The sequence below is a fragment of the Tardiphaga sp. 709 genome, assembly GCF_032401055.1.
GTDB lineage: Bacteria > Pseudomonadota > Alphaproteobacteria > Rhizobiales > Xanthobacteraceae > Tardiphaga.
This window is the reverse complement of sequence record NZ_CP135529.1, coordinates 4,745,817-4,771,431: the sequence shown is the minus strand read 5'-3', so window position 1 is coordinate 4,771,431 and position 25,615 is coordinate 4,745,817. Positions and strand designations below refer to the sequence as shown.

Below are 25,615 nucleotides of genomic sequence, written 5' to 3'. Positions count from 1 at the left end.
GGCTGCCGATCCATCGCGCAGCTTCGCCAGCTTAGAGAGATACTAATTCCAGACTAAATGTATGACGCCCCCGACGTCTTCCGGGCGCGGCGCTGCGTGATAAGTCGCCTGCATCACTTGGTAATGGGGTGCGGGCAAATGAAATTCAAATCTTCCACTCATCTGGGATGGCTTGTCGGAGCGGCGCTGCCGATGCTGGCGTTGATCACGACGCCATCGCAGGCGCAATCGCCGCAAGGCAGCACGGCATTGCCAGCCGTGGTGGTGGATCAACCCATTCGCCCGGCCGCACGTGCGCGCGCGACCCGCCCATCGACAGCACGCGCGCGTGCAACGCGCCAGGCTGCGGCGCGCAACAATGCGCCGGTTGCTGCTGCCACCGCGGCTGCCGGTGTTCGCGCGGAAACTGCCACCGGGCCGGTGCAGGGCTATCTCGCCAATCGCGGCATGGGCGGCACCAAGACCGACACGCCACTCCGCGAGACGCCGCAGTCGATCTCGGTCGTGACCGCCGATCGCATCACCGACCAGGGCGGCCTGTCTGTCCAGGAAACCCTGCGCTATGTGCCCGGCGTGACCGCCGATCCGTTCGGCGGCGATGCCCGCGGCGACTACACGTTAATCCGCGGCCAGGAGCCAAGCCGCTATCTCGACGGCATGCAGGGCTCGCGGCTCAGCCAGGTGCTGGAATGGCGCCGCGATCCCTACGCAGTGGAGCGCATCGAAGTGCTGCGCGGGCCATCGTCAGTGCTGTATGGCGGCTCGTCCACCGGCGGCGTGCTCAACGAAGTGTCGAAGCGCCCGCAGGCCGAATCCCGCAACGAGATCGGCGTGCAGTATGGCTCCTTCGACCGCAAGCAATTGCAGATGGACTCCACCGGCAAGCTGACCAAGGATGGCGAGTGGCTGTATCGCTTCGTCGGCGTGCTGCGCGACTCCAACTCGCAGGTCGACTACGTGCCAAACGACCGCATCCTGCTGGCGCCGTCGCTGACCTGGCGCCCGACCAATGACATCTCCTGGACCGTGCTCGGCAACTACCAGAAGGACAGTTCCAGCTCGTTCAGCGCCTTCCTGCCCATCGAGGGCGTGCTGAAGCCCGGCCCCAACGGCTATATCCCGGTCAACCGCTTCGCCGGCGAGCCGAATTACGATCGCTACAACATCACTACCGGCGGCATCACCAGCTTGTACGAGCAGAACTTCGGCGATGCGCTGAAGATCAAGCAGAGCTTCCGCTACAGTCACACCGATGGCGATTACGCCATCATGTATCCGGACCTGTATTCCAACCCGACCAACCCGTTCCTCGACGCCGGCCGGCGTACCGTACAGCGGATCTACTACGCCCGTCAGGCGGCGAAGGACGCCTTCACCTCCGACAGCAATGCCGAAATCAAGCTGCAGACTGGCGCGGTGTCGCACAAGGTGCTGGTGGGCATCGACTATCTCGGCTTGCACGAGAAAACCCGCAGCGGCAGCGGCCTCGATCCGCGGCCGTTCGATCTGTATGCGCCGGTCTATAGCAATTTCTCGGCCTCGCTAACCGACGATCGGCAGGCACAGCAGGGCCAGACCGGCTTCTATGCGCAGGACCAGATGCGGCTGGGACCATGGCTCGCGCTGCTCGGCGTGCGGCAGGACTATGTCAGCTATAGTATCGAGGGGCTGCCCACGCAGAACGACAGGGCCACCACCGGCCGCGCCGCGCTGATGTACGAATTGCCGTTCGGCGTGACGCCCTATGTGTCCTGGGCGCAATCGTTCAATCCGATTTTCGGCGCCGGCACCTGCGCCACGTTCTGCAAGCCGGTGCGCGGCGAGCAGTATGAGGTCGGCGTCAAGTACAATCTGTTCGCCGGCACAGCGATCAATGTCGGATTTTACGACACCACCGAGAAGAACCGGCTGTCGGGCGACCCATCCAATCCGATCTTCTCGATCCAGACCGGCCAGGTGCGGATCAAAGGCGCCGAACTGGAAGTGTTGACCAGCGTCACACCCAATCTCGACCTGATCGGCGCCTATGCCTATACCGACGCGCGGATCGAGTCCGGTGACAATGCCGGCAAGCGCGTCGCCAGCGTGCCGCAGCAGCAGGCCTCATTGTGGGGCAAATATCGCCTGGCCTCGCTCGGCCTGCCTGACGTTACCGTCGGCGCCGGCGTGCGTTATATCGGCGAGTCCTGGGACGGCATCGACGTGCTGCGCACGCCCGACTACACGCTGTTTGATGCCATGATACGCTGGGACAATGGCCCGTGGCGGCTGCAGTTCAATGCGACCAATATTGCCGATACCCGCAACATCGCCACCTGTCTGTCGTTCGGCGATTGCTTCTACGGCATGGGCCGCACGCTGCTGAGCACCGCGACCTATCGATTCTGAGGCCCGGCACCCGCTTCGCTCGAAAACGCTCTAGAGAACGCGGAGCCCCAGCATAAAAAAGGCCAGCGCGCCGATGGATGCCGCCGTGCGCACGTGGTTCCAGCCGGTCCAGACCGACAGATAGCGCGTCCACAGACTTGCCGCCTCGGCGCTGTCGGCGGACGCGACTGCGAGCGCGTCGTTCAGCGGCGCGTTGAAGACGACGGTGACTAGGAAGGTGCCGACGGTATAGAGCAGCGCGCCCGTGACGAGGTAGGGTGACGCCGGATGCGACCAGTTCAGCACCGCGATCACAGCGATGATGACGCTGAGCAGGACCGTGCCCATGAAAGCGGTGAGGAACAGCGGACTGAGGATCGTGCTGTTGATCGACTGCATCGCGGCAATACCGGCCGGGGCTGGCAGCTTGCCGAGCGCGGTCATCACCGTCACCGAGAATACGAAGAACAGCCCCGCCATCAGGCCGGAGCCTATCGCTGCCGCGAATGTCAGGCCGAACGACATACGTCCCATCCTCACCTCGACCCTGTCGGAGCTCAGCCTAGCAGTTTTACTACTCCGCGAGCTGCGGCGAAAGTTCGCGCGGGCGTAGCGTGGCGATACTGACGGCAAGCGCACCAACCGCCGTGCAGGCGATGGTCGCGACCATCGGCAGCGAGGTGCCGTCGAAGAACAGCCCGGACACGCCGATCATCACGCCGCCACTGACCATCTGCAGCGTGCCGCCCAGGGCGGAGGCGATGCCGGCGATGGGGCCATGGTTCTCCAGCGACAGCACCATGGTGGACGGGATCACCAGACCAAGGAAGGCGAAGGACACGAACAACAGCGGAATCAGTACGGCAAGGCTGCTGAAGCCGGCCAGCGTGAGCGCCAGCAGCACGACTGCGAAAAACGCATAGGCCGACACCGCCGCCATCACCACGCGGCCCATACCGAAGCGCCCGCCGAGATATCCTGCGAATTGCGAGGCGCCGATGAAGCCGATGGCGTTGACCGAGAAAGCCAGGCTGTATTGCGTCGGGGTCAGGCCGTAGTGTCCGATATAGACAAAGGACGATGTCGCCAGGAACGCGAAGAAGCTCGCCATGCCGAGGCCGCCGATGAAGGTGAGCCCGAGGAAGTGCCAGTCGCGCAGCAGCTCGCCGAAGCTGCCGAGCACATTGCGCACACTGCCCGAGATGCGCTCATGCGCGGGGCGCGTCTCCGGCAGCAGCGAGGCGACCAGCACAAGGGCAATGACGGCTGCAATGGTCGTTGCGACGAACACTGCGCGCCAGCCGAACGGCACGATCAGCGCACTGCCGCCGAGCGGCGCGAGGATCGGCGACACCGAGAATACCAGCATCACCAGCGACATCAGTTTCGTCGCCTCGACGCCGGTGTGCAGATCCCTGATGATCGCGCGTGGGATCACGCCCATGGCGGCGGCGCCGAGGCCCTGAATGAAACGAAACGCAATCAACCACGCCACCCCCGGCGCCAGCGCGCAACCAATCGACCCGGCGATGAACAGCGTCAGACCCGCATAGAGCGGCGCCTTGCGGCCATAGACGTCGGACAGCGGACCATAGGCGATCTGGCACAGGCCGAAAGCAATGAAGAACGCGATCAGCGTCATCTGCGTTGCCGAGGTCGTGGTGTGCAGATCGGCGGTGATCGCCGGCAGCGCCGGCAGATACATGTCGATAGCGAAGGGGCCGACGGCGGAGAGTAGGCCGAGCACGATGGCGTTGCGGGTAAAGGCGGACATGGGGAAATCTTTTTCTTTTCAGAATCTGGGCAGTGACGCGCGGACTGCGCGCTCCTTCTCCCCGCACCCGTGCGAAGCGAAACTTCGCTAGGCGGGGAGAAGGGTGGGATGAGGGGCAAGGCATGGCGCACCCACAACCATGATTTATCGGATCGCGCTGTAAGACGCGACCCTTGTCTGCAGTGTCTGCGATCAGCTCAGTGCCCCGCCCCTCACCCGCCGCGACGACGTGGCGACCTCTCGCCGCGCGAGTGCGAGGAGAGGTCAGAAAGCGGCGTACGCCTCACATCACTCCATCGCGCAGTTGATCATCCAGGGCGCGCCGAACTTGTCGACACACATGCCAAATCCCTTTGACCAGAACGTGGCGCCGAACGGCATCTTGATGGTGCCGCCCTCGGACAATGCCGCGAACACCTTGGCGCCATCTGCAGGATCCTTGATCTGCAGACAGACCGACATGCCCTGCATCTTCTCGAAATAATCTGGCGGCGCGTCCGAGGCCATGATGACCTCGCCATCGACCGAGATCTGGCCATGCAGCACCTTCTTGGCCATCGAGGGCGGCATCTGTTCCGCCGCAGGCGAGCCTTCCACATGCATGATGACGTCGATCTTGGCGCCGATAGCCTTCACATAGAAATTGAGCGCCTCTTCGCAATTGCCGTTGTAGTGAAGATAGGGATTGACCTGCATCGCTCTTTCCTCCGGTTAAAGACTTTGGGGTCGGATCGGGATCATCGCGCGCAAATGGGGATCGCGCAGGTACAGCCCACCCCATGCCATCACGCCGATGTAAAAGCCAAACAACAGATGCGTGAATAGCGGGCTGTCGACGCGCAGGTGCGTCGCCATCGCGCCGCCAAGAAGCCCGGTGAGCAGAATGGCGCCGAAAACGGATGTACGCGGGATCGCGTAAAGCAATGCGCAGAGCAGCGTGAGGACGCCAAGGCCGCGCGCCTGTGCCATGCTGCCGCTATAGCCGAGCTGCTGCATGGTCTCGGTAACCTCCTTGATCGGCACCAGCTTGATGCCGCCATCCATCACCAGGAAGAGGACTACGAGGGTACTGAGGATGCGGCCGATCCAGATTGAGGCACGGGAAATGGGCATCAAATGGTCCTGCGGTTCGAATGGTGTGTTGTCTCAAAGACGAGCGGCGTGGGCGCAATCCGACACCGCCATGAAAATTATTTTGGAGCAGCCGCCTTGTTCTTCGCCTGATTCTTGGCCTTGTTCGCGACTTTCGGTCGCGGTTTGCTCTCCAGCATCAGCCGGTCGAGATGCATCCGGATGTGATCGGCCTCCGCGGACGTATTTGCCAGCGCGATGGCGCGGTTGAAGCTCTCGCGCGCTTCGTCATTGCGGCCGAGCTGCATCAGATAGGCGCCCCGCACGCCGAAAAAGTGGAAGTAATTTGAAAGTTTCGCGGCCAGCGGCGCGATCATCTCCAGTGCCGCTTCGGGGCCGCGCACTTTCGACACCGCCACCGAGCGATTGAGCGTGATCACCGGCGACGGCTGCAATATCTCCAGCGAGCCATAGAGCAGTTCGATCTGCGCCCAGTCGGTGTCTTCCGGCTTGGCCGCGCGGGCATGGAGCGCGGCAATGGCAGCCTGGATCTGATAGGCGCCGGTGCGACGATGGCGCATCGCCTTGTCGATCAACGCCAGGCCTTCGGCGATCATCTTGCCGTTCCACAGCGTGCGGTCCTGATCGTCGAGCAATACCAGCGCGCCATTGGCATCGAAACGCGCCGCCGAGCGGGCATATTGCAGCAGCATCAACGCTACCAGGCCCATGATCTCCGGCTCGGCCGGAAACAGCTTGAGCAGCAACCGTCCCAGGCGGATCGCCTCCTCGCACAACGGCGCGCGCAGATCGATACTTTCACCTGATGCCGAATAGCCCTCGTTGAAGATCAGATAGAGCATGGCGGCCACGGCAGCGAGACGCTCGCTGCGCTCCGGCGCGCCGGGTGTCTCGAACGGCACATTGGCCTTGGCGACGGCTGATTTCGCGCGGGTAATGCGCTGTTCCATCGCGGCGTCCGAGACGAGGAACGCGCGTGCGATCTGCTTCACCGTCAGGCCCGAGACGATGCGCAGTGCCAGCGCGATCTGCTGCGTCGCCGGGAGCTGCGGATGGCAGCAGATGAACAGCAGCCGCAGGATATCGTCGCGATAGTGCGAGCCGTCGAGCCGGTCGGCGAGCTCGCTTTCGGCATCATCCAGATCAGATATCGCATGGTCGTCGTCCGGCAGCGGCTGCTGCTTCGCGCCGCGGCGGATATCGTCGATGGCCACGTTGCGACCGACCATGATCAGCCACGCCGCGGCATCGCGCGGCGGGCCATTTTGCGGCCAGGTCTTCAGTGCGCGCAGGCAGGCGTTCTGGAACGCCTCCTCTGCAGTGTCGAGATTGCGGAAATAGCGCAGCAACGCACCGAGCGCCTGGGGACGCGCCGAGGTCAGCGCCGCATCGATCCAGGCGACATCCGTCATGGCTGGAACGCTCCGTGAAAGACGCCAATGGGTCGGATCTCATACGCACCGCCGGGATTGGCGCGGCCGAGTTCCCCGGCAATCTCCAGCGCGCCATCGAGATTTTCTGCCTCGACGACATAGAAACCGAGCAACTGTTCCTTGGTTTCGGCGAAGGGGCCATCGAGCACCACCGGCGGCTCGTCCTTGCGCAGCGTTGTCGCCGCGGTGGTCGGCAGCAGGCGCGCCACCGGGCCGAGTCGGCCCTGCTGCGCGAGCTTGCCGTGCACGACGGCGAGCTTCGCCATCACGGCGTCGTCTTCGTCTTTCGACCAGCCGCCGACAACGGCTTCATCATGGTAGCAGAGGATGGCGTAAAGCATGGGGTCTCCTTGGATGAAAGACGGTCGGCATCGTGCGATACCGACAGGTTAGCGGAATTTATTGTGAAGCCGATCGGATTTCGCGCCGAGGGAACCGGCTAGCGCACCGGGCCGCAGAGCAAGGCAATTGCACCTTTCACGATCGCATTCAGCTCAGTGCGGAGAACACCGGCTCGGGCACGGATCGACAGCGAAAACAATATCGCCGACGCCATCTGCGATAGCGCCGCAACGTCCACGGTGTCCGGCATTTCGCCGCGCGTGAGTGCGGTGCGGAAGCACCAGCCGAAGGCATCGTCGACATCAGCAAAACCGCGATAGACCAATTCGCGGATGTCGGGATCGGCAATCGCATCCGAGGCCACGGTCATCACCGTGAAGCAACCGCGCGGCTCCTCACCGGTGAGATAGATGTCGAGTGCCGCATCGAAGAACCGGCGCAGCCGCTCCCGGATATCGATATCGGCCTTGAAGATCTCGATGACCCGGACAGTGTAGTCGTCCCGATAGCGCTGGTAGCTCTTGATATAGAGTGCGCGCTTGTCGCCGAACGCGCCATAGAGCGACGGCCGGTTCATGCCGGTGACTTCGCTCAGATCGTCCAGTGATGTCGCCGCATAACCGCCTTTGCGAAACAGCGCCAGCGCCTGCCCAATCGCCACATCGGGCTCATAGGCCCGCGGCCGCCCTCGCCGCTTCGGCCCAGCGGCAGGCTGCGGAGTTGCCACGACAACGGGCTTTTTCTTTTTTGTACCATTTCGCACTAAATTCCTTGACCGGATCTATATTATGCGAGACGGTACGAAAATCAATCAATGGATCGACCACTACGGTCCGTCAGCCCAAGGAGACTTCCAATGGATCTCTATTTCTCGCCGATGGCCTGTTCGATGGCGACACGCATTGCGCTCTATGAGGCAGAAGCTGGCAGCGCCGCGCAATTCCTCGAGGTCGATCCGCTGAGCAAGGAGGTCCTCAGCGATGGTTCGGATTTCCGCAGCGTGAACCCGTTGGGGCTGGTGCCGACGCTGCGCACCGACGATGGCGCAATCCTCACCGAGAATGCCGCGATCCTGCAGCATGTCGCGGAGCGATTCCCGCAGTCGCCCATCGCAGCCGGTTCAGGTCTGGAGCGGAGCCGGCTGCAACAGTGGCTCTGCTTCATCGGCACGGAACTGCACAAGGGGCTGTTCGTCCCGTTGCTCGCCAAGAAGGCGCCGGCCGAGATGAAGGCCTATACGCTGCAGAACGGCCTGTCCCGGCTGACCTATCTCGAGAACCATCTTACCGGACGCGACTTCCTGCTCGACAGGTTCAGCGTGGCCGATGCCTACCTCGTCACTGTGCTGAACTGGACGATGGTGCTGCCGGAGATCGATCTGAAGAACTGGCCGGCGATCAAGGCCTACCACAAGCGCCTGCGGGAACGGCCGAGCATCGTGCGCGCGGTCACTGAAGAGTTCGAACTGTTCAAGGCCGAACAGGAGCGCCACAAGGCGGCGGCGTGATCACGCCACCGCGCGGCGGCCGATGATGGCAAAGCGCAGTCGGCTGGAGATCCAGTCGATTGCCGCCACCGCGACCAGGATCATCAGGATCAGGAACGAGACCTTCTGCCATTCCAGCACGCAGAATCTGTTCGGCGAGCTGAAGACCAATACCACCCGCGCCGACGATACCGATGATCGTGGCGGAGCGGGTGTTGGACTCGATGAAATACAGCACCTGACCGGCAATCACCGGCAGCACCTGCGGCATAAGGCCGAAACGAATCTCGTGCAGCGCGCTGCCGCCGGAAGCGCGGATGCCCTCGACCTGCTTCTTGTCGGCGGCTTCAATAGCTTCCGAAAACAATTTGCCAAACGCGCCGAAATCCGAAATCGCGATTGCCAGCACGCCGGCGAACGGGCCAAGACCGACGACATTGATCCAGACCAGCGCCCAGATCAGCGTATCGACGCCGCGGATCGAATCCAGAAACCGCCGGACCGGAAAGCGTAGCCACGCCGACGGAATGACGTTGCGTGCCGCGAGCAGGCTGACCGGCAGCGCGAACACGGCTGCGAGGGTTGTGCCCAGCAGCGCGATCGACAGCGTCTCGCCCATGGCCTGCAGATAGGCAGGCAGTGACGAACCGGGATTCGGCGGGATCATCATCATGGTGATCCAGCCGAGTTCGCGCAGGCCGGTCCACATCCGCGCCGGCGAGAAGTCGAGTTCATTGAGCCCGAAGATGAAAAGCGCCAGCGCCGCGACCAGGATCGTGGGCACGCCGGCGCGCGAGGCCATCGGGCGGTTGAAGACATCAGGATAGCGCCCGCGCAATGCGGGGGTATTGATGTCAGGCTGCCTGCTCATGATCTGGCTTCCTTGCCGAACAGACGGCCGCGCAGCCAGCCGGTTCCGATGTCGATGATGAAGACCGTGACGATGATCATCAGCAGGATCGCACTGACGTCGGAATAGTAGAACTTTCTGACAGCAACGACGAGTTCCTGGCCGATGCCGCCGGCGCCGACGAAGCCCATCACGGACGCGCCGCGCACATTGATCTCGAAGCGCAGCAGCGTGTAGCTGGCAAATCCGGCCGCGACCTGCGGCAGCACTGCAAAGCGCATGCAGTCGATCCAGCCCGCTCCGGTCGAGCGAATGCCTTCCACCGGCTTCATGTCGATATTCTCGACGATCTCGCCATAGAGCTTGCCGAGCGCCCCAACGCAGTGAATCGCAATGGCCAACACGCCTGCCATTGGGCCGAGACCAAAGGCGATGACGAAGATCAGCGCGAACACGATATCCGGCACGGTGCGGCAGAATTCCATGAAGCGCCTGACAGCAAAGCGCAGCGGTGCGGACGGCGCGGTGTTCTCAGCCGCGAGAAAATTCAGCCCAAAGGCCAGCACGGCGCCGATCAGTGTGCCGACATAGCTGATCAGCACGGTCTCGCCGAGCAGCGACAGCCACTTCTTCCAACCCCAGAACCATTCATTGACGTCGGTCCAGACGCGGGTGCCGGCCTCAAGCGTGAAGATACGATCGAAATAGCTGCCGAAGTTGCCGATCTTCTCGATGAAAGTTCTAAGATTGACCTCGGCACCGAGCGACGCGACGAACAGCGCTGCAAAGCAGGCCACCACAACGAACAGCGTGCGCAACCGCCGGCGTGCCACCGCTTTGCGGTAGGCATCGTTCAGCGCAGCGAGCTGCGGAGCCGGAAGGATGGAAACGGCGGCGGACATGAAAGGTTGTGCCTATAAAAGTAACATACCGTCAGAGCGCTGCGCTCAGGATAACCTCTCCCCGCAAGCGGGGCGAGGGAAGAGACCGCAGCGTTCCACACAGAAAAGGAGCCGGACCATTGCTGATCCGGCTCCTGTCAACTGCAGATACTTACGACGCCTTCTTCTTACGAAGCGCGTCGACGAACTTGATCAGGTCGATGGTCGCGTCCCAATCCTTGGTGGTCGCGGCATGGAAGCCCTTCTTCTGGCCGTCCGACAGGCGATCAAAAGCCGCCTTGTCCTTGGTCGGTGCATCGACGAAGGCCTTGGCGATGGCGACCTTGAGCTCTTCCGGCAGGTCGGAGCTATAGGCATAGGGGCCGTTGATGATCGGGGCCGACTTGTGGATGATGCGGAAGTCTTCCTTCTTCATCGGCGTGCCATCGGCATTCTTCAGCATGCCCTTGGTCAGCATCTGCTGCAGCGTCGAGTCGTTGTCGTTGGTCCACTGGTTGGCGGCGACATCCACCGTGCCCTGTGACAGCGCCAGCAGCGCATTTTCGTGGCTGCCGGTGAACACGACCTTGCTGAAATAGGTGTCGGCATCGGAGATGCCCATTTTGTCCAGCTCGAAGCGCGGCACGTTGTTGCCGGAGGTTGAATTCGGATCGACCAGGCCGAGGTTCTTGCCCTTCAGATTATCGATGGTCTTGTAAGCGCTGTTCGCCTTGACGAAGAACACCGAGTAATAGCCGGTCGAGCCATCGATGTTGATGTCGTTGGCAAAGGCATCGGTCTTCACACCGGTGAGGCGGGCACGGGCGAACGAGGCCGAACCATAGCTGGCGATGTGGATGTTGCCGGAGCGCTGGCCTTCGATGACGGCTGCGTAGTCATTGGCGATGCGCAGGTTTACCTTCACGCCGAGTTCTTTCGACAGATAAGCGACGAAGGGCGCCCAGCGCTCGGTGACGCCCGACGCGTTCTCTGCCGGGATGATGGCGAAGGTCAGTTCCGGATACTTGGCCTTGTAGTCCTGGGCCGAAGCCGAGGTGGCGGCGAAAGCCAGCGCTGCGGCGCTGAGCAGAATGGAGCGACGGTTGATCATGACAATCCCTGTTTTGATCTGAGGTGAAACGTTTCTTCTTGGCAGAAGGCGCGTCTATCGCGGCGATGGCATCGTTACGATGACGTCACCGCGATAATTTCAACGCACTGCAATCACGCGACGGCGGCAACGCCGTATTCGGGAACGCGGGCGGGCGTCGGCACATGCGCCGATCCCATCACCTCGTCGGCTTCGAGATCGTAGAGTTCGCGGGCGATATGTTCGGTGAGCGCGGACGGCGCGCCATCGAACACGACGCGACCAGCGGACATGCCGATCAGGCGATCGCAATAGGTGCGCGCCAGATCGAGCGAATGCAGGTTGCACATTACGGTGATGCCGAAGTGTTTGTTGATGCGCAGCAGCGCATCCATGACGATGCGGGTGTTGCGCGGGTCCAGTGACGCGATCGGCTCGTCCGCGAGGATGATGTCGGGCTGCTGCACGAGGGCGCGGGCAATGGCGACGCGCTGCTGCTGGCCGCCGGAAAGCTGGTCGGCGCGCTGCGAGGCGTATTGCGCCATGTCGAACTGTTCCAGCGCTGACATCGCCAGCGCGCGGTCGTCCTCGGGCCACATCTGGGTCAGCGAGCGCCACTGCGGCATCTCAGCCAGGCGGCCCATCAGCACATTGGTCAGCACGTCGAGACGGCCGACGAGATTGAACTGCTGGAAGATCATCGCCGAGCGGGCGCGCCACTTGCGCAGATCGCGGCCCTTGAGCGCAGTGACATCGGTGCCATCAAATACGATACGGCCTTCGGTCGGCTCGCACAGGCGATTAATCATGCGCAGCATGGTCGACTTGCCGGCACCGGAACGGCCGATCACGCCGACGAATGCGCCGGGCTTGATCTCGAACGACGCGTTATCGACGGCAGCCTTGGCGCCGAAACGGCACGTCAGCTTATCCACCACCAGCATGAGGCACTCCAATGACAATAGACATCGCCACCGGTAACGCCCGCGTTTAACAATGATGTGACATGTGCCCTGCGCATACGGGTTATCCTCGTTGCGGGAAAAGCACGCCCGAATTCACGCGAACGTCACGACACCGTCACGAAACCGACCGAAGAGGTGCCCGCGCGCCAGCGCACACTCTGATATATCACCCACCGATTCCTCTTCCGTCGCACGAGCGTCACATGGCTGGAAAACAACTCTCGCTCACGCCAGCGGTAGATCCCACCGCGAAACTCGTCGATACCGAGCTCGGCGCCTATACCGAAGTCGGCGCGCGCACGATCCTCAACGAAGTGACGATGGGCGACTACTCATATGTCGTGAATGATGGCCAGATCACCTACACGACGATCGGAAAATTCTGCTCGATCGCAGCGATGATCCGGATCAATCCCGGCAATCACCCGATGCACCGGGCGACGCAGGCGCACTTCACCTATCGCGCCAGCGCCTACTTCTCCGGCGAAAGCGACGACGCCGACTTCTTCGTCTGGCGGCGCGAACATCACTGCACGATCGGCCACGATGTCTGGCTCGGCCATGGCGCCGTCGTGCTGCCCGGCCGCAATATCGGCACCGGCGCGGTGATCGCCGCCGGGGCCATCGTGACCAAGGACGTCGCCCCCTATACCATCGTCGCCGGCAATCCAGCGCGGCCGGTGCGGCGGCGATTTTCGGAAGCTGTGGAAGACGGGCTGATGGACCTCGCCTGGTGGAACTGGGACCACGAGATGCTACGACAGGCGCTGCCGGATTTCCGCAAGCTTCCGGTCGAGGATTTCTTGAGCAAGTATAAAGGCGTCAAGGCGCCCAGGCAGATGGCAGTCACATGACGGATATCTTCATCGACGGCGGACGCACCTTGCTCGGCCAGGACATCGCCGAGACCTCTCTGCAGATTGGGGATGGCGTGATTGCGGATATCCGATCGGATGCGCCCCATGGCGCGCTCGGCCTCGATGCCTCCGATCTGCTGGTGCTGCCGGGAATCGTCGACCTGCATGGCGACGCCTTCGAGCGGCAGTTGATGCCGCGGCCCGGCGTCGACTTCCCGGTCGATGTTGCCTTGATCGACAGCGACCGCCAGGCCATCGCCAATGGCATCACCACGGTGTTTCACGGCACTACATGGTCCTGGGAGCCGGGCCTGCGCGGCGCCGAGAATGCCCGCAAGCTGCTGGACGCCATCGAGACGCTGCGGCCGCGGCTCGCATCGGATACGCGCTTCCATCTGCGGCAGGAAACCTTCAATCTCGACGCCGAAGATGAGATCGTCGGCTGGCTGAAGGCCGGCCGCATCGATCTACTCGCCTTCAACGATCATATGGACATCGCCGGCATCTCAAAGCCGGCGAAGCGCGCGCGGATGGTGGAACGTACCGGGCTCAGCAGCGAGGCCTTCGACCAGCTGGTCGATCGCGTGCTGTCGCGCACCGATGAGGTGCCGGCCTCGATCGCCCGCCTCGCCAAAGCGGCGAACGCTGCCGGCGTGCCGACGCTCTCGCATGATGACGCGACGCCTGCGATGCGCGACGACTTCCGCAGGCTCGGCGTCAATATCGCCGAATTCCCGATCAACGTGGAAACCGCACAAGCCGCCGCCGATGCTGGCGACTTCATCGTATTCGGCGCACCCAACGTCGTGCGGGGCGGTAGCCACACCGGCTGGACCAAGGCATCCGACATGATCGCCAAGGGCCTCTGCTCGATTCTCGCCTCGGACTATTATTATCCCGCACAACTGCTGGCCGCGTTCCGGCTGCTCCATGACGGCATTCTGTCGCTGCCGCAGGCCTGGGCACTGATCTCGTCCGCACCAGCGAAAGCTGCCGGTCTCACCGACCGTGGCGAGATCGCCGAAGGACGCCGCGCTGATTTGCTGCTCGTCGATGACAGCGTCGCAATGCGTCCGCGCATCGTCGCCGTGATCGCGCAGGGCAAGCTCGTGCATCTCACCGATGCCACAAGGCTTCAGCCGGCGCGTGCCATGCACCGCAAGGCTATTGCCGCAGCGTAGCGCGGCGACTCCTCTCTTACTTGAGCATGATCGTTCCCGAAAATGAGCATCCCGAAAACCGGCATCCACTTTTCGGGATCATGCTCTATGGTGCGGTCATGAATGAATTCCCGCGCTACGCGCTCTATTACGCCCCCGACGCCGACAGTGCCCTCGCCCGCTTCGGCGCCGAGACCCTCGGTTACGATCCTTTCACCGGCAATGACGTGCTGGTGCCCGGCGATCTCATCATGCAGGCGCCGGACTGGCCGGCGCTGATCAAGGATCCACGCAAATACGGCTTTCATGCCACGCTGAAGGCACCGTTCTCGCTGGCGCCGGAAGCCACCGAAGCCGACCTGATCGCGGCCTTCGATGACTTCGCCCGGATGCCCCGTGCCATCCCGAAAATCTCGCCGGTGGTTCGTATCATCAGCGGCTTCACGGCTGTCGTGCCGGATGCGCCCTCCACTGAGCTCGCCGCATTAGCGCAGACCTGTGTCGAAGGATTCGAGGTGTTCCGCGCCCCGATGACGCCGGAGGATCGCGCACGGCGCAAACCGGAGAACCTGACGCCGCGACAGGTCGAGCAGCTGGATCGTTTCGGCTATCCCTATGTGCGCGACGATTTCCGGTTTCACATGACGCTGACCGGACGGCTTGCTCCCGAGCGCAGCGCAGCGGTGCTGGCGATGTTGCAGCAGCGGTTCGCGACACTTGATCTCACCTCACTGCGAATCGACCGCATCGGCCTGTTTCGCCAGGCATCGGCCACGTCGCGCTTCCAGGTGCTGCGTCACGCGCCGCTGACGGCAACCTGACGCGTCACGAGGATGCCATCTCGTCCGCCCGCTTCCAGGCAGGAAACGGATCGGCGAGCCTGGCCCAGCCGGGGATATCCATGCCGGGCTTGCCGGGCACGAGGCAGGCATCGAGGCGGCGACGGATGTCGCTCTCATCCATGTCGGAACCGATGAAAACTATCTCCTGACGTCGGTCGCCATAGATCTCGTTCCAGTTCTTCTTCAGGGACTGCCGCCAAAAGGGATCGTCCGGCCAGCGATCGGCGGGGACATTGGCCCACCAGAAACCCATCCCTTCGGTGCGCACGATGGCGCCCGCCTGGCTGAGTTCGCCGACCCATTGTGGCCTCGTTGCCAGCCAGAAATGCCCCTTGCTGCGGATCACGCCGGCCCAGCTCTCGCGCAGAAAGGCCTGAAACTTCACGGGATCGAACGGCCGCCGCGCGCGATAGACGAAATTCGTCACGCCGTATTCTTCGGTCTCCGGCACATGGTCGGCAAAACCATAGAGCTCCTTGTGCCAGAGCGGATGCTGCTGCGCCTTTTCAAAATCAAAACGGCCGGTATCGAGCACACGGTCGAACGGCACGTTGGCAAAATTCGCCTCGATGATGTCGGCATCGGGATTGAGTGCGCAGATGATCTTGCGCGCGTTGTTGCATTGCTCGGGCGTCGCGGCATTGACCTTGTTCAGCACCACGACGTCCGCGAATTCAATCTGCTCTACCAGCAGGTCCACCAGCGTACGCTTATCACCGTCGAGCGCCTCGCCGCGGTCCTGCAGAAAGTCGGTGGAGGAATAGTCCTTCAACAGATTCACCGCATCGACGACGGTGACCATGGTATCGAGCTGCGCCACGTCGGACAGGCTGTCGCCGTTCTCGTCACGGAAATCGAAAGTCGCGGCCACCGGTAACGGCTCTGCAATTCCGGTGGATTCGATCAGCAGGTAATCGAACCGCCGGCTTTCGGCGAGCGCCCGCACTTCCTTGAGCAGATCGTCGCGCAGCGTGCAGCAGATGCAGCCATTGGTCATCTCGACCAGCTTCTCATCCGTCCGTGACAGGTTGGCACCGCCATCGCGAACGAGGTCCGCATCGATGTTCACCTCGCTCATGTCGTTCACGATCACCGCCACTTTCAGGCCGTGACGGTTGTTCAGCACGTGGTTCAGCAAAGTTGTCTTTCCAGCCCCGAGGAAGCCGGACAAGACTGTGACGGGGAGTTTTTGCATCGAGATCGAACAGTCTTTTGAGGGTACGGGACATTGGGCTCTTCTTATTTGTGATGTTATAACATTACATATATAATGCCTGTCAACACGCTCCCACCGATCCCGTCGATGCGCTGTCAGCTTTTCTGATCTGCAGGAAATCTCATCTGGCGCGGGTCAGCCCACGCTCATTGCCTCGACGCTAGCCTGCCCGCGCGATTGTCTCGGCATCCACCGGCTTGGCAAAGGTCACGCGGTTTCGGCCGCTGGCTTTCGAGGCGTAAAGCGCCCGGTCCGCAGCAGGCGTGAGATCGCAGGGATCGTCGCCCTCGCGGCCGATGGCGATCCCGACGCTGGCGCCGACGGTGAGCTCAAGCCCATCGACAATGAACGGCTCGGAGAGCGTCCGAATGATGCGGCGGCCCAGCAACATGGCCTCCTCGCGATTGCCGACGACGGATTGCACCACGACGAATTCGTCACCGCCCATGCGCACCGCGAAATCGCCGTCGCGCAAAATTCCGCTAAGCCGGCTCGCAACTGCCTGCAGCAGCGCGTCGCCTACGGGATGGCCATGCACGTCGTTGACCTCCTTGAATCGATCGAGGTCGACGCTGTGAACGGCAATAAGACAGCCCACCGCCCTGGCGCGCGCCGCTATGATCGCGAGGCGTTCCTGAAAGCCAAGCCGATTGGCCAGGCCCGTCAGCGCATCGTGCCGCGCGAGGGTCGAGAATTCGTGCTTGAGCGAGATCTGCTCGATATTCTGCCGATAGATGAAACGCACGGTCTCGAAGCTGCCGAGCAGGAACGCGATCAGGATCACGGCATAGAAAGCCAGATTGCTATCGACACGGGCCAGCGCAGAGAATGCCGTCGGCAAGGCAACCAGCATCAAGGCCGGCAGCGCGATCCCGGGGCGAACGGAAATCCGGCAGACGATGCCGGCCGCATAGCCGAAGACCAGCGCCGTTGCGAGAAGTTGATGCGCAGGGTTCTTCGCCCAGAAAGTCGCCGCGCCAAGCAGGCCGATCAATCCTGCAAAGACGTAGCTGCTCCACGCGTAAAGCCGCTCCCATCGCTCGGCCGCGGCGATGGTGAAGCTGCGTTGACCTTTGCTGCGATGATAGACGCCCTCTGTCGCCACGCGGAAGATCGTGACGATCACTCCGGCTGCACTCAACCCGTAGAACCATGGATTTGCAGAACTAATGGCGACGTGACACGAGACGATGGCCAGTGTGAAGCCGGCGATCGAGAGCGGCACACGCGTCTGGAAGAGCATGTCGATGAGTTCGATCCGGACATGGTCCGGAACGCCTACGAAAATTGATCTCCAGAATTTGACCACGTCGCTTCTCCCCGAAGCACCCGATACCGCCAAAGTCTGAAATTTTCATCGGCGAACTCGCTCAAAATCTAACTGAGTTAATCGGCGGTTACCAAACGTACCGCTTGCCTCGTCGCATCCCCCGAACCTGTGAGCCAGACGGCTGACCCAGCAATGCGCGAGCTGGCCATTTGCCCACTGACGACGCCAACTATCCCTTGTATCCCTTGGCGCCTGCACTCCCAGCGTACTGCTGCCATCAGCAGTCCTGAGCTGTTTCAAACGTCCCAAATTCTGGTAGATGAAGCCGTCCCGGCAATCAGCCGAACGACATTCCCCCAAATATCCACCCGCCCCGCCGCCAGATCTCTGGCGCCGATCAAGTGCAGACGACCGGGCAAAGTTGGCCTCATGAACGACCTGTTGATCAAATTCGGTCTGCGCTTCGAGAGCCCTGAACAGGAAACAAGCTTTGTCCGAAGCTTTGCGCTCGGAGAGCTTCGCCGCGCACAGGCCGCGATGGTGCTTGGTGCAATCGTCTATTGCGCTTTCGCCATCTGGGACCGGATTCTCGATCCCCTCGCATGGACCACGACATTCGCCATCCGCGCCGCAGTCGCCGCCATCATTCTGCTGCCCCTCACCGCGGCACTGTTTCTGCCGCGTGCACGCCGCTGGGCCGAACCCATCTATCTTCTCTACTGCGTCGTGCCGGGCTGCGTCCTCAGCATCATCTATCTGTTCATCGATCGCGGCTTCGAACATTCCACGGCCGGAATGATCATCGTGATCCTGTTCGTCTCGACGCTGCTGCCGCTTCGCCTCCCCGCACTGACGGTTTTCTGCATCACTACATGGGCGTGCTTCATCTATTGCCAGACCTTTGCGACCTATCTGACGGACGGCTTGCGCTTTATCAACAATTTCGAGATCGGCTTTGCCTATGTGCTCTCGCTCTACGCGGTCGGTGCACGGGAATTTCAGGCGCGGCGCCAATTCCAGACATCGCAAGCCCTGCAGGACGAGAAAGAGCGCTCCGTTGCCGCGCTGGTTGAACTGCAGAGTACGCAATGGCAACTGGTGCAGGCCGAAAAGTTGGCGTCGCTCGGGCAACTGGTCGCCGGTGTCTCGCATGAAGTCAGCACGCCGCTCGGCGTCGCCCTGACCACCGCGACCGTTCTCGAAGGTGAGCTGAAGATGCTGACCGCCACAATCGAATCCAGTCAAGTGCGGCGCTCCGCGCTCACGCAGAGCATCGCGCGGCTCAGCGAAGGCATGAAACTGCTGTTCGACAATCACCGGCGGGCTGCGGACCTGGTCCACAGCTTCAAACAAGTCGCGACTGACGAAGCCAACCAGGAACGCCGCGCGTTCGAAATACGTGGCTGGCTCGGCGAAGTCATGAGTACGCTGCAGCCGCTGCTGGACCGCAGCGGCCACACGGTTCGCGTGATATGCGAGGACGGCATCGTGGCCGACACTTATCCGGGTGCCCTCGCGCAGGTTATTCGCAATCTGGCGCTGAATGCCGCGGTCCATGGCTTTCCCGATGGCCGCACCGGTGTGATCGAGCTTGCCGTCTCCCGGCTGGACGATTGCAACATGCGCGTCGTCGTGGCTGACAATGGCGCCGGCATCCCACCGGACGATCTGCCGAAAGTTTTCGATCCGTTTTTCACGACACGGCGCGACAAAGGCAGCACCGGCCTCGGCCTGCACATCGTCTTCAATCTGGTCGTCTCGACCCTGAAGGGGCAAATCGATCTGGCCAGCGAACCGTGGCAAGGTACACGGTTCACACTGGACTTGCCGCTGGATCCCGAGAACCCTAGCTCACCGGCGTCGAAGACCGGCGAGTTCCAGGTCAGTCACGGCGCGACGGGACCTGAAGCTCGCCATCGCGCCTTGTCCTGATCGATCAGAAGCCGAGTGCGAGACCGTCCTTGCGGTGGTCCGAGGCGCCGAGCAGCACGCCGCGCTTGTAATCGATCTGGATGGCCTGGCAGCCGCCGATGCCGGTATCCATCATCTGCAGCGTATGGCCGCGGGCGGCCAGATCGTTGCGCACCGCTTCCGGGATGGTCTTTTCAAGCTGCAGCAGATTGTTGGTCGCGAACGAGCGCGGCGCCTCGGCAGCGGCCTGGATGTCCATCTTGCGGTCGATCACATCGGATATGAACTGGGCATGGCCGGTGGCCTGATAATGGCCGCCCATCACGCCGAATGGCATGACCGCGCGACCGTCTTTCATCAGCATACCCGGGATGATCGTGTGCATCGGCCGCTTGCGCGGGCCAAGCGAATTCACGTGGCCGGGCTTGGCGCGGAAACTCCAGCCACGATGGTGCAGCAGCACGCCCGACTTGCGCGCATAGATGCCGCTGCCGAACGGACCGAACAGCGAATTGATCAGTGACACGGCGTTGAGATCGCGATCGACCACGGTCAGATAGACCGTGTCCTTGTGGATGACCGAGTCCCAATCCTCTTCCGCAGAGGCGTGCTTCATGTCGATCTTGGCGCGAAGGTCGCCGATGAATTTGTCCGACAGGAAGCGTTCGACATCGACCTGGCCATAGGCTGGATCGCAGAAATAGGCATCGCGGGTGCGATAGGCCGCCTTGGTCGCCTCGGCGAGAACATGGATGCGGTCGGCCTCGCTCAGATTGGCGATGTCGTAGCCGGCCAGCACGCGCAGGATCATCAGTGCCGCGAGGCCCTGCCCGTTCGGGGGACATTCAGCGACGTCATAGCCGTGATGATTGGCCGAGATCGGCGTCACATAGTCGGAGCGCTGCTCATTGAAATCATCGGCCTCATGCACGCCGCCGACGGCGCGCAGCGTGGTGATGATGTCGTCGGCTACCTGGCCCTGGTAGAAGCCGTTGCGGCCCTCGCGTGCGACCCGGCGCAGCGTGGCAGCGAGCGCCGGCTGGACGCGCTTGTCGCCGACCGCGGGGGCATGGCCGCCCGGCAGGTATTGCGCGGTCGCGTCGGGATGCAGTTCCAGCTTGCGGCGCCATTTGGCCCAGTCAGCGGACACGCGCGGCGTAATGAGGAAGCCGTTCTCGGCGGCATCGATGGCTGCGGCAAACACCTCGGCCAGCGGCTTCGAGCCATGATCCTTGCTGAGCGTGCACCATGCATCGATGGCGCCAGGCACGGTAACGGTCTCGACACAGGTCTCGGGAATGTCGCGGGCGCCGGACGCCGCATATTTCTCGGAATCGATCTTGGCCGGCGTACGGCCGGAGCCGTTCAGCGCGATCGGCGCGCCGCCCTTCGGCGAATAGAGGGCGAAACAATCGCCGCCGATGCCCGTCATCGCGGGATCGACCACGCATTGCACAGCGACCGCTGCCAGCGCCGCATCGATGGCATTGCCGCCCGACTTCAGCATCTCCACTGCAGCCAGCGTCGCCAGCGGATGCGAGGTTGCGGCCATCCCGTGCTCGGCAACGGCGACGGAACGGGCAACGGCCATGAAATCACGCATGAGAGTCCTCTATCGGTACGAAGCCGCCTGGCGCGGATCGCGCGATGAGGCGGGAGAGATGCGGTCGAGCGCCGAGCAGATCGGCTCCCAGGCGCGCGGGGATGCCGTGTGGTTTAGCGCGTGAATCGGCAGTGCGGTAGCCGTTAGCGCAATAATGATACCGGCAGCCGCCCATGCGACCGTAATATCCCACCGCAACCCAGCCGTGCATCTGACGAGCTAGCTCCCGAGTGAACGGCGCGGCGCCGAGCGCGCAGTCTCATATTCATCGCGCGTGCGGGCGACCAGCGTCGCTACGGGCTCGATTGCAGCAACACCTGAGACAGAGTGGCCTGCGCTCCAGACGTCGCGCCATCGCTTGACTCCGGACGTCGCCTGCCGGCCATAGAGCGCATCGGCGCGCTCCCTGGTCATGTCCGTCGGCAAATCTTTCGGATCGAGGCCCGCGGCGACAATCGAGGGAACCAGCGTATTGGTTTCCAGCCCGGTGAAAGCCCGTGACAGCAGGACATCGTCGAGCTCGGACGCGACGAGCATCTGCTTGTACTCGTCCACCGCCATGCTCTCCTTGGTGGCAATGAATTTGGTGCCCATATAGCTGAGATCACAGCCCAGCACCTCGGCGGCAAACACCGCCTGCCCGTCCGACACACCGCCGGCCAGCACGACCGGCCCCTCCCAGAACGAGCGAACCGCACGCACGAACGAAAAACCATTGACCCAGCCGGTCTGCCCGCCGGCACCCGCGGTCAGCAAGACGAGCCCATCGACTCCCGCTGCGATGGCTTTCTTCGCATGCCGGATCGAAGCGACATCGGCAAAGACCATACAGCCTGCCTCATGCAGCGGACCGACGACCACATCCGGCGGTCCGACGCTGGTGATCACCATCTCGCAGCCATGCCGGATCACCGTCGCAAGATCATCCTGCAAGCTCTCGCGACGGATGATGAGATTCGGACAAAACGGCGCGTCGTCCGGCCCGAGCGCACCGAGAATGCGCCCTATCCAGCTATCAAGTTCATCGTCGGTTCGGCAATTGGCCGTTGGAAACGAACCGATCACGCCAGCCTTGGACGCCGCAATGACGAGTTCCGGACCCGACACGCGAAACATCGGCGCTGCGACCAATGGCACCGACAGCCGTGGCCGAATTGTTTCCGCAAACCGCGCGGCACTCGCTTTGCCGCTGGGGTCGTTGATCACGCAGCGGTCACCCGAAGGCAGCGGCATCTGTTTCCATCCCTGTCATTTTTCGGGAGGATAGCCGGAATTCCCCGGTGACCGCTATAAGCCGGACGGAATGTCCGGTATGACGCGGCTACTCCGCGGGCGATGCCACCGCATGCTCATGCGTCTGGCCCTTTTCGTCCTTCTTGCGGCCCGGAAACAGGCGCCGCACCAGCACGTAAAGAACCGGCACGAAGAAGATGCCGAGCGCCGTCGCTGTGACCATACCGCCCGCGACGCCGATGCCGATGGCATTCTGGCTGGCCGAACCTGCGCCGGTCGCCATCGCCAGGGGCAGCACGCCGAGAACAAAGGCCAACGAAGTCATCAGGATCGGGCGCAGACGCTGCCTCGCTGCGTGCAACGTCGCCTCGACCAGCGACTTGCCCGCCGCCTGTTGCTCGATTGCGAATTCGACGATCAGAATCGCGTTCTTCGCGGACAAACCTATCGTCGTGAGCAGGCCGACCTGGAAATAGACGTCGTTGGCCTGGCCGAACATCGTGGCCGCAGCAAGCGCTCCAAGGATACCTATCGGCACAGACAGCATCACGGCAAAGGGGATCGACCAGCTCTCATAGAGGGCCGCGAGGCAGAGGAACACGATCAGAACCGAAATCGCATAGAGATAAAGTGTCTGGCTGCCGGTCAACCGTTCCTGAAACGACAGACCCGTCCACTCATGCGTATAGCCGGGCGGCAGTTTCTTCACCTGTTCGTCGACCGCGGTCATCGCGGTGCCCGAACTGGTGCCGGGTGCCGCCTGTCCCTGGATCTGCACGGCCGCCACGCCATTGTAACGCTCGAGGCGCGGCGAGCCGTAGCTCCATCTCTCGCTCGCGAAAGCTGTGAACGGCACCATCGAGCCCGCCCCGTTGCGCACATACCATCTTCCGATATCGGTCGTCCCCATCCGGAACGGCGCGTCGCCTTGCACGTAGACCTGTTTCACGCGGCCGCGGTCGATGAAGTCGTTGACATAAGAGCCGCCCCACGCCGCCGACAGAGTCGTGTTGAGGTCAGTCAGGTTGATGCCGAGCGCGGTAGCTTTCGGCTGATCGATATCGAGATTGAATTGCGGCGTATCGTCCTGACCGTTCGGTCGCGACTGCGCGACACGCTTGTCGCCTGCAAGCTGTCCGAGCAATTGATTCCGGGTCTTCAGCAGCTCCTCGTGGCCGGCACCGCCGGAGTCCTGCAGATAGAAGTCGAAGCCGCTGGCATTACCGAAGCCCGGCAACGACGGAGGCAACACGGTAAAGGCCATCGCGTCACGAATCTTCGAGAACACTGCCATTGCACGCCCGGCAATGGCCTGCGCCGACTTGGCATGATCCGCACGTTCGGCAAACGGTTTCAGGCTGACGAAAGCAAGGCCGACATTCTGCCCCTGACCAGCAAAGCTGAAACCGCGCACCGCGAACACGCCTTGCACTGTATCCTTCTCATTCTCCATGAATTGATGCTCGACCTGCTTGATCACATCGAGCGTCCGACCGGCGGTGGCGCCCACCGGTAGCTGGATCAGCGAGATGAGCGTGCCTTGGTCTTCATCGGGAAGGAACGAGCTCGGCAACCGGACGAACAGAAGCACCATGCCGGCGACAACCGCAACGAAAGCGATCAAGGCAGCGGCGGGCCGCCGTACCACAGCGCCCGTGGTCTTTTCATAGCCACTCGCGGTGCGATCGAAAGTGCGATTGAACCAGCCGAAGAAACCGCGCTTCTGGCCATGACTCTTCTCGGGCTTTTTCAGAATCGTCGCACACAACGCCGGCGTCAGGATCATCGCCACCAGCACCGACAGCACCATGGCCGAGACGATGGTCAGCGCGAACTGCCGATAGATAATGCCGACCGAACCTGAGAAGAAGGCCATCGGAATGAACACCGCCGACAGCACGACGCCGATGCCAACCAGCGCGCCCGTGATCTCGTGCATCGACTTCTCGGTCGCCTCACGCGGCGACAGGCCCTCTTTCTCCATCACGCGCTCGACGTTCTCCACCACGACGATGGCGTCATCGACGAGAAGGCCGATGGCGAGCACCATTGCGAACATGGTCAGCGTGTTGATGGAATAGCCGGCAATCGACAGTACACCGAAGGTGCCGAGCAGAACCACCGGCACGGCAATGGTCGGGATGATGGTCGCCCGCCAGCTCTGTAGGAATACGAACATCACGATGAAGACCAGCACGATCGCTTCGAACAGCGTGTGCACGACCTTCTCGATCGACAGTTTCACGAATGGCGTCGTGTCATAAGGGTAGATCACCTTCAGCCCCGCCGGCATATTCGCCGTGAGCTGATTAATGCGCGCCTTCACACCCTCCGACGTCGCCACCGCATTGGCGCCGGTCGCTAGACTGATACCCATGCCGGCAGCCGGCCTGCCGTTATAGCGCGCGACGGCGTCATAACTCTTGGAGCCGAGTTCGACGCGAGCGACATCCTTGATACGAACCGTCTGGCCCGACGTGCTGGTGCGCAGGATGACGTCGTTGAACTGCTCGATAGTCTGCAACCGGCTCTGCGACGTGATCGTCGCATTGAGCTGCTGACCATCGACCGCCGGGAGACCGCCAAGCTGGCCTGCCGTCACCTGCGTATTCTGTGCCTGGATCGCCGCGGTGACATCACCCGGCATCAGATTGTATTTCGCGAGCTTGTCGGCATCGAGCCAGATCCGCATCGCATATTCGGCGCCGAACAATTGCACCTGGCCCACACCGGAGACGCGGCTGATCGGTTCGTTGATCGAACTCGCCACATAATCCGCTATGTCGCTGGCGGTCATGCTGCCGTCCTCGGAGACGAAGCCGAGAACCATCAGGAAGCTCGACGACGACTTCACCACGCGCAGACCCTGCTGCTGCACCACCTGCGGCAGAAGCGGCATCGCAAGCTGCAGCTTGTTCTGCACCTGCACCTGCGCAATGTCGGGATTTGCCTCATTGCTGAAAGTGATCGAGATCTGCACGGTGCCGGTCGAGGTCGAGTAGGACGACATATATTGCAGATAGTCGACGCCTGTCATGTTCTGCTCGATGACCTTGGTCACCGAGTTCTCGGCCGTTTGCGCATTGGCGCCCGGATAGGTCGCGGAGATCGTGATCACCGTCGGTGCGATCTGCGGATACTGGGCGATCGGCAGCCCGAGAATGGCCAGCAGGCCACCGAACATGATCAGGATCGCAAGGACCCAGGCAAAGATCGGCCGCTTGATGAAGAAATGCGACATGC

Annotated in this window: 21 protein-coding genes and 1 pseudogene; 6 read left to right on the top strand and 16 right to left on the bottom strand. The window is 62.3% G+C overall.

Going from position 1 to position 25,615, the window contains the following annotated elements; all coding sequences use genetic code 11:
* Nucleotides 1-138 precede the first annotated feature (138 nt).
* Nucleotides 139-2,388 (top strand): TonB-dependent siderophore receptor, encoded by a 2,250-nt coding sequence (locus RSO67_RS23145; RefSeq protein WP_315840741.1) that lies wholly within the window; start codon nucleotides 139-141, stop codon nucleotides 2,386-2,388.
* Nucleotides 2,389-2,418: 30 nt separating this feature from the next.
* Here the strand turns inward: RSO67_RS23145 and RSO67_RS23140 are convergent, their stop codons facing one another.
* The 7 genes from RSO67_RS23140 to RSO67_RS23110 form a co-directional block, all read right to left on the bottom strand.
* Nucleotides 2,419-2,892, bottom strand: coding sequence for a DUF1772 domain-containing protein (locus RSO67_RS23140; protein ID WP_410001771.1), 474 nt, complete (start codon nucleotides 2,890-2,892; stop codon nucleotides 2,419-2,421).
* 49 nt (nucleotides 2,893-2,941) lie between these two features.
* Entirely contained in the window at nucleotides 2,942-4,141 is a 1,200-nt protein-coding gene (locus RSO67_RS23135) for a multidrug effflux MFS transporter (RefSeq protein WP_315840739.1), read from the bottom strand.
* Between the two features lie 288 nt (nucleotides 4,142-4,429).
* Complete coding sequence (locus RSO67_RS23130; RefSeq protein ID WP_116661152.1) at nucleotides 4,430-4,837, bottom strand: VOC family protein; 408 nt, start codon at nucleotides 4,835-4,837, stop codon at nucleotides 4,430-4,432.
* A 15-nt stretch (nucleotides 4,838-4,852) separates the two neighbouring features.
* A complete protein-coding gene (locus RSO67_RS23125) occupies nucleotides 4,853-5,254 on the bottom strand; it encodes a DoxX family protein (RefSeq protein WP_315840738.1) in 402 nt (133 codons plus the stop codon).
* Nucleotides 5,255-5,331: 77 nt separating this feature from the next.
* Nucleotides 5,332-6,645: an RNA polymerase sigma factor gene (locus RSO67_RS23120; RefSeq protein WP_315840737.1), complete on the bottom strand. Its 1,314-nt coding sequence runs from the start codon at nucleotides 6,643-6,645 to the stop codon at nucleotides 5,332-5,334.
* Entirely contained in the window at nucleotides 6,642-7,007 is a 366-nt protein-coding gene (locus RSO67_RS23115; protein ID WP_315840736.1) for a YciI family protein, read from the bottom strand. Before RSO67_RS23115 ends, RSO67_RS23120 begins: the two co-directional genes overlap by 4 nt.
* Nucleotides 7,008-7,105: 98 nt before the next feature.
* Nucleotides 7,106-7,771, bottom strand: coding sequence for a TetR/AcrR family transcriptional regulator (locus tag RSO67_RS23110; protein ID WP_410001770.1), 666 nt, complete (start codon nucleotides 7,769-7,771; stop codon nucleotides 7,106-7,108).
* A 93-nt stretch (nucleotides 7,772-7,864) separates the two neighbouring features.
* On the opposite strand from RSO67_RS23110, the gene RSO67_RS23105 reads away from it, so the two are divergent.
* A complete protein-coding gene (locus tag RSO67_RS23105; RefSeq protein ID WP_315840734.1) occupies nucleotides 7,865-8,515 on the top strand; it encodes a glutathione binding-like protein in 651 nt (216 codons plus the stop codon).
* Here RSO67_RS23105 and phnE (RSO67_RS23100) read toward each other — a convergent pair.
* The 4 genes and pseudogenes from phnE (RSO67_RS23100) to phnC form a co-directional block, all read right to left on the bottom strand.
* Nucleotides 8,516-9,365: pseudogene (phnE, locus tag RSO67_RS23100) on the bottom strand (phosphonate ABC transporter, permease protein PhnE).
* On the bottom strand, nucleotides 9,362-10,246 hold the full coding sequence (gene phnE, locus RSO67_RS23095; protein WP_315840733.1) for a phosphonate ABC transporter, permease protein PhnE: 885 nt from the start codon (nucleotides 10,244-10,246) through the stop codon (nucleotides 9,362-9,364). The pseudogene phnE (RSO67_RS23100) and the gene phnE (RSO67_RS23095) overlap by 4 nt, the downstream one beginning before the upstream one ends.
* 151 nt (nucleotides 10,247-10,397) lie before the next feature.
* On the bottom strand, nucleotides 10,398-11,336 hold the full coding sequence (gene phnD / locus RSO67_RS23090; protein WP_093759422.1) for a phosphonate ABC transporter substrate-binding protein: 939 nt from the start codon (nucleotides 11,334-11,336) through the stop codon (nucleotides 10,398-10,400).
* A 113-nt stretch (nucleotides 11,337-11,449) separates the two neighbouring features.
* Entirely contained in the window at nucleotides 11,450-12,259 is an 810-nt protein-coding gene (phnC, locus tag RSO67_RS23085) for a phosphonate ABC transporter ATP-binding protein (protein WP_315840732.1), read from the bottom strand.
* A gap of 224 nt (nucleotides 12,260-12,483) precedes the next feature.
* On the opposite strand from phnC, the gene RSO67_RS23080 reads away from it, so the two are divergent.
* The 3 genes from RSO67_RS23080 to RSO67_RS23070 all read left to right on the top strand — a co-directional run bounded on the left by RSO67_RS23080 (nucleotide 12,484) and on the right by RSO67_RS23070 (nucleotide 15,118).
* Nucleotides 12,484-13,134, top strand: a complete 651-nt coding sequence (locus tag RSO67_RS23080) for a chloramphenicol acetyltransferase (RefSeq protein WP_315840731.1) — start codon at nucleotides 12,484-12,486, stop codon at nucleotides 13,132-13,134.
* Nucleotides 13,131-14,318 (top strand): alpha-D-ribose 1-methylphosphonate 5-triphosphate diphosphatase, encoded by a 1,188-nt coding sequence (locus RSO67_RS23075; RefSeq protein ID WP_315840730.1) that lies wholly within the window; start codon nucleotides 13,131-13,133, stop codon nucleotides 14,316-14,318. Before RSO67_RS23080 ends, RSO67_RS23075 begins: the two co-directional genes overlap by 4 nt.
* Nucleotides 14,319-14,416: 98 nt before the next feature.
* Nucleotides 14,417-15,118 carry a DUF1045 domain-containing protein gene (locus tag RSO67_RS23070; RefSeq protein WP_315840729.1) on the top strand — a complete coding sequence of 234 codons (702 nt, stop codon included), beginning with the start codon at nucleotides 14,417-14,419 and terminating at the stop codon, nucleotides 15,116-15,118.
* A 4-nt stretch (nucleotides 15,119-15,122) separates the two neighbouring features.
* Here RSO67_RS23070 and zigA read toward each other — a convergent pair whose 3' ends face one another.
* Both zigA and RSO67_RS23060 read right to left on the bottom strand, forming a co-directional pair.
* A complete protein-coding gene (zigA, locus tag RSO67_RS23065; protein ID WP_315840728.1) occupies nucleotides 15,123-16,334 on the bottom strand; it encodes a zinc metallochaperone GTPase ZigA in 1,212 nt (403 codons plus the stop codon).
* 181 nt (nucleotides 16,335-16,515) lie between these two features.
* Nucleotides 16,516-17,664 carry a GGDEF domain-containing protein gene (locus tag RSO67_RS23060; RefSeq protein ID WP_315840727.1) on the bottom strand — a complete coding sequence of 383 codons (1,149 nt, stop codon included), beginning with the start codon at nucleotides 17,662-17,664 and terminating at the stop codon, nucleotides 16,516-16,518.
* A gap of 390 nt (nucleotides 17,665-18,054) precedes the next feature.
* On the opposite strand from RSO67_RS23060, the gene RSO67_RS23055 reads away from it, so the two are divergent.
* Entirely contained in the window at nucleotides 18,055-19,557 is a 1,503-nt protein-coding gene (locus tag RSO67_RS23055) for a HAMP domain-containing sensor histidine kinase (protein ID WP_315840726.1), read from the top strand.
* 4 nt (nucleotides 19,558-19,561) lie between these two features.
* Here the strand turns inward: RSO67_RS23055 and ggt are convergent, their stop codons facing one another.
* The 3 genes from ggt to RSO67_RS23040 form a co-directional block, all read right to left on the bottom strand.
* Complete coding sequence (ggt, locus tag RSO67_RS23050) at nucleotides 19,562-21,139, bottom strand: gamma-glutamyltransferase (RefSeq protein WP_315840725.1); 1,578 nt, start codon at nucleotides 21,137-21,139, stop codon at nucleotides 19,562-19,564.
* A gap of 219 nt (nucleotides 21,140-21,358) precedes the next feature.
* Nucleotides 21,359-22,372, bottom strand: coding sequence for a nitronate monooxygenase (locus RSO67_RS23045; RefSeq protein WP_315840724.1), 1,014 nt, complete (start codon nucleotides 22,370-22,372; stop codon nucleotides 21,359-21,361).
* Nucleotides 22,373-22,460: 88 nt separating this feature from the next.
* A complete protein-coding gene (locus tag RSO67_RS23040; RefSeq protein WP_315840723.1) occupies nucleotides 22,461-25,613 on the bottom strand; it encodes an efflux RND transporter permease subunit in 3,153 nt (1,050 codons plus the stop codon).
* Between the last annotated feature and the right edge of the window lie 2 nt (nucleotides 25,614-25,615).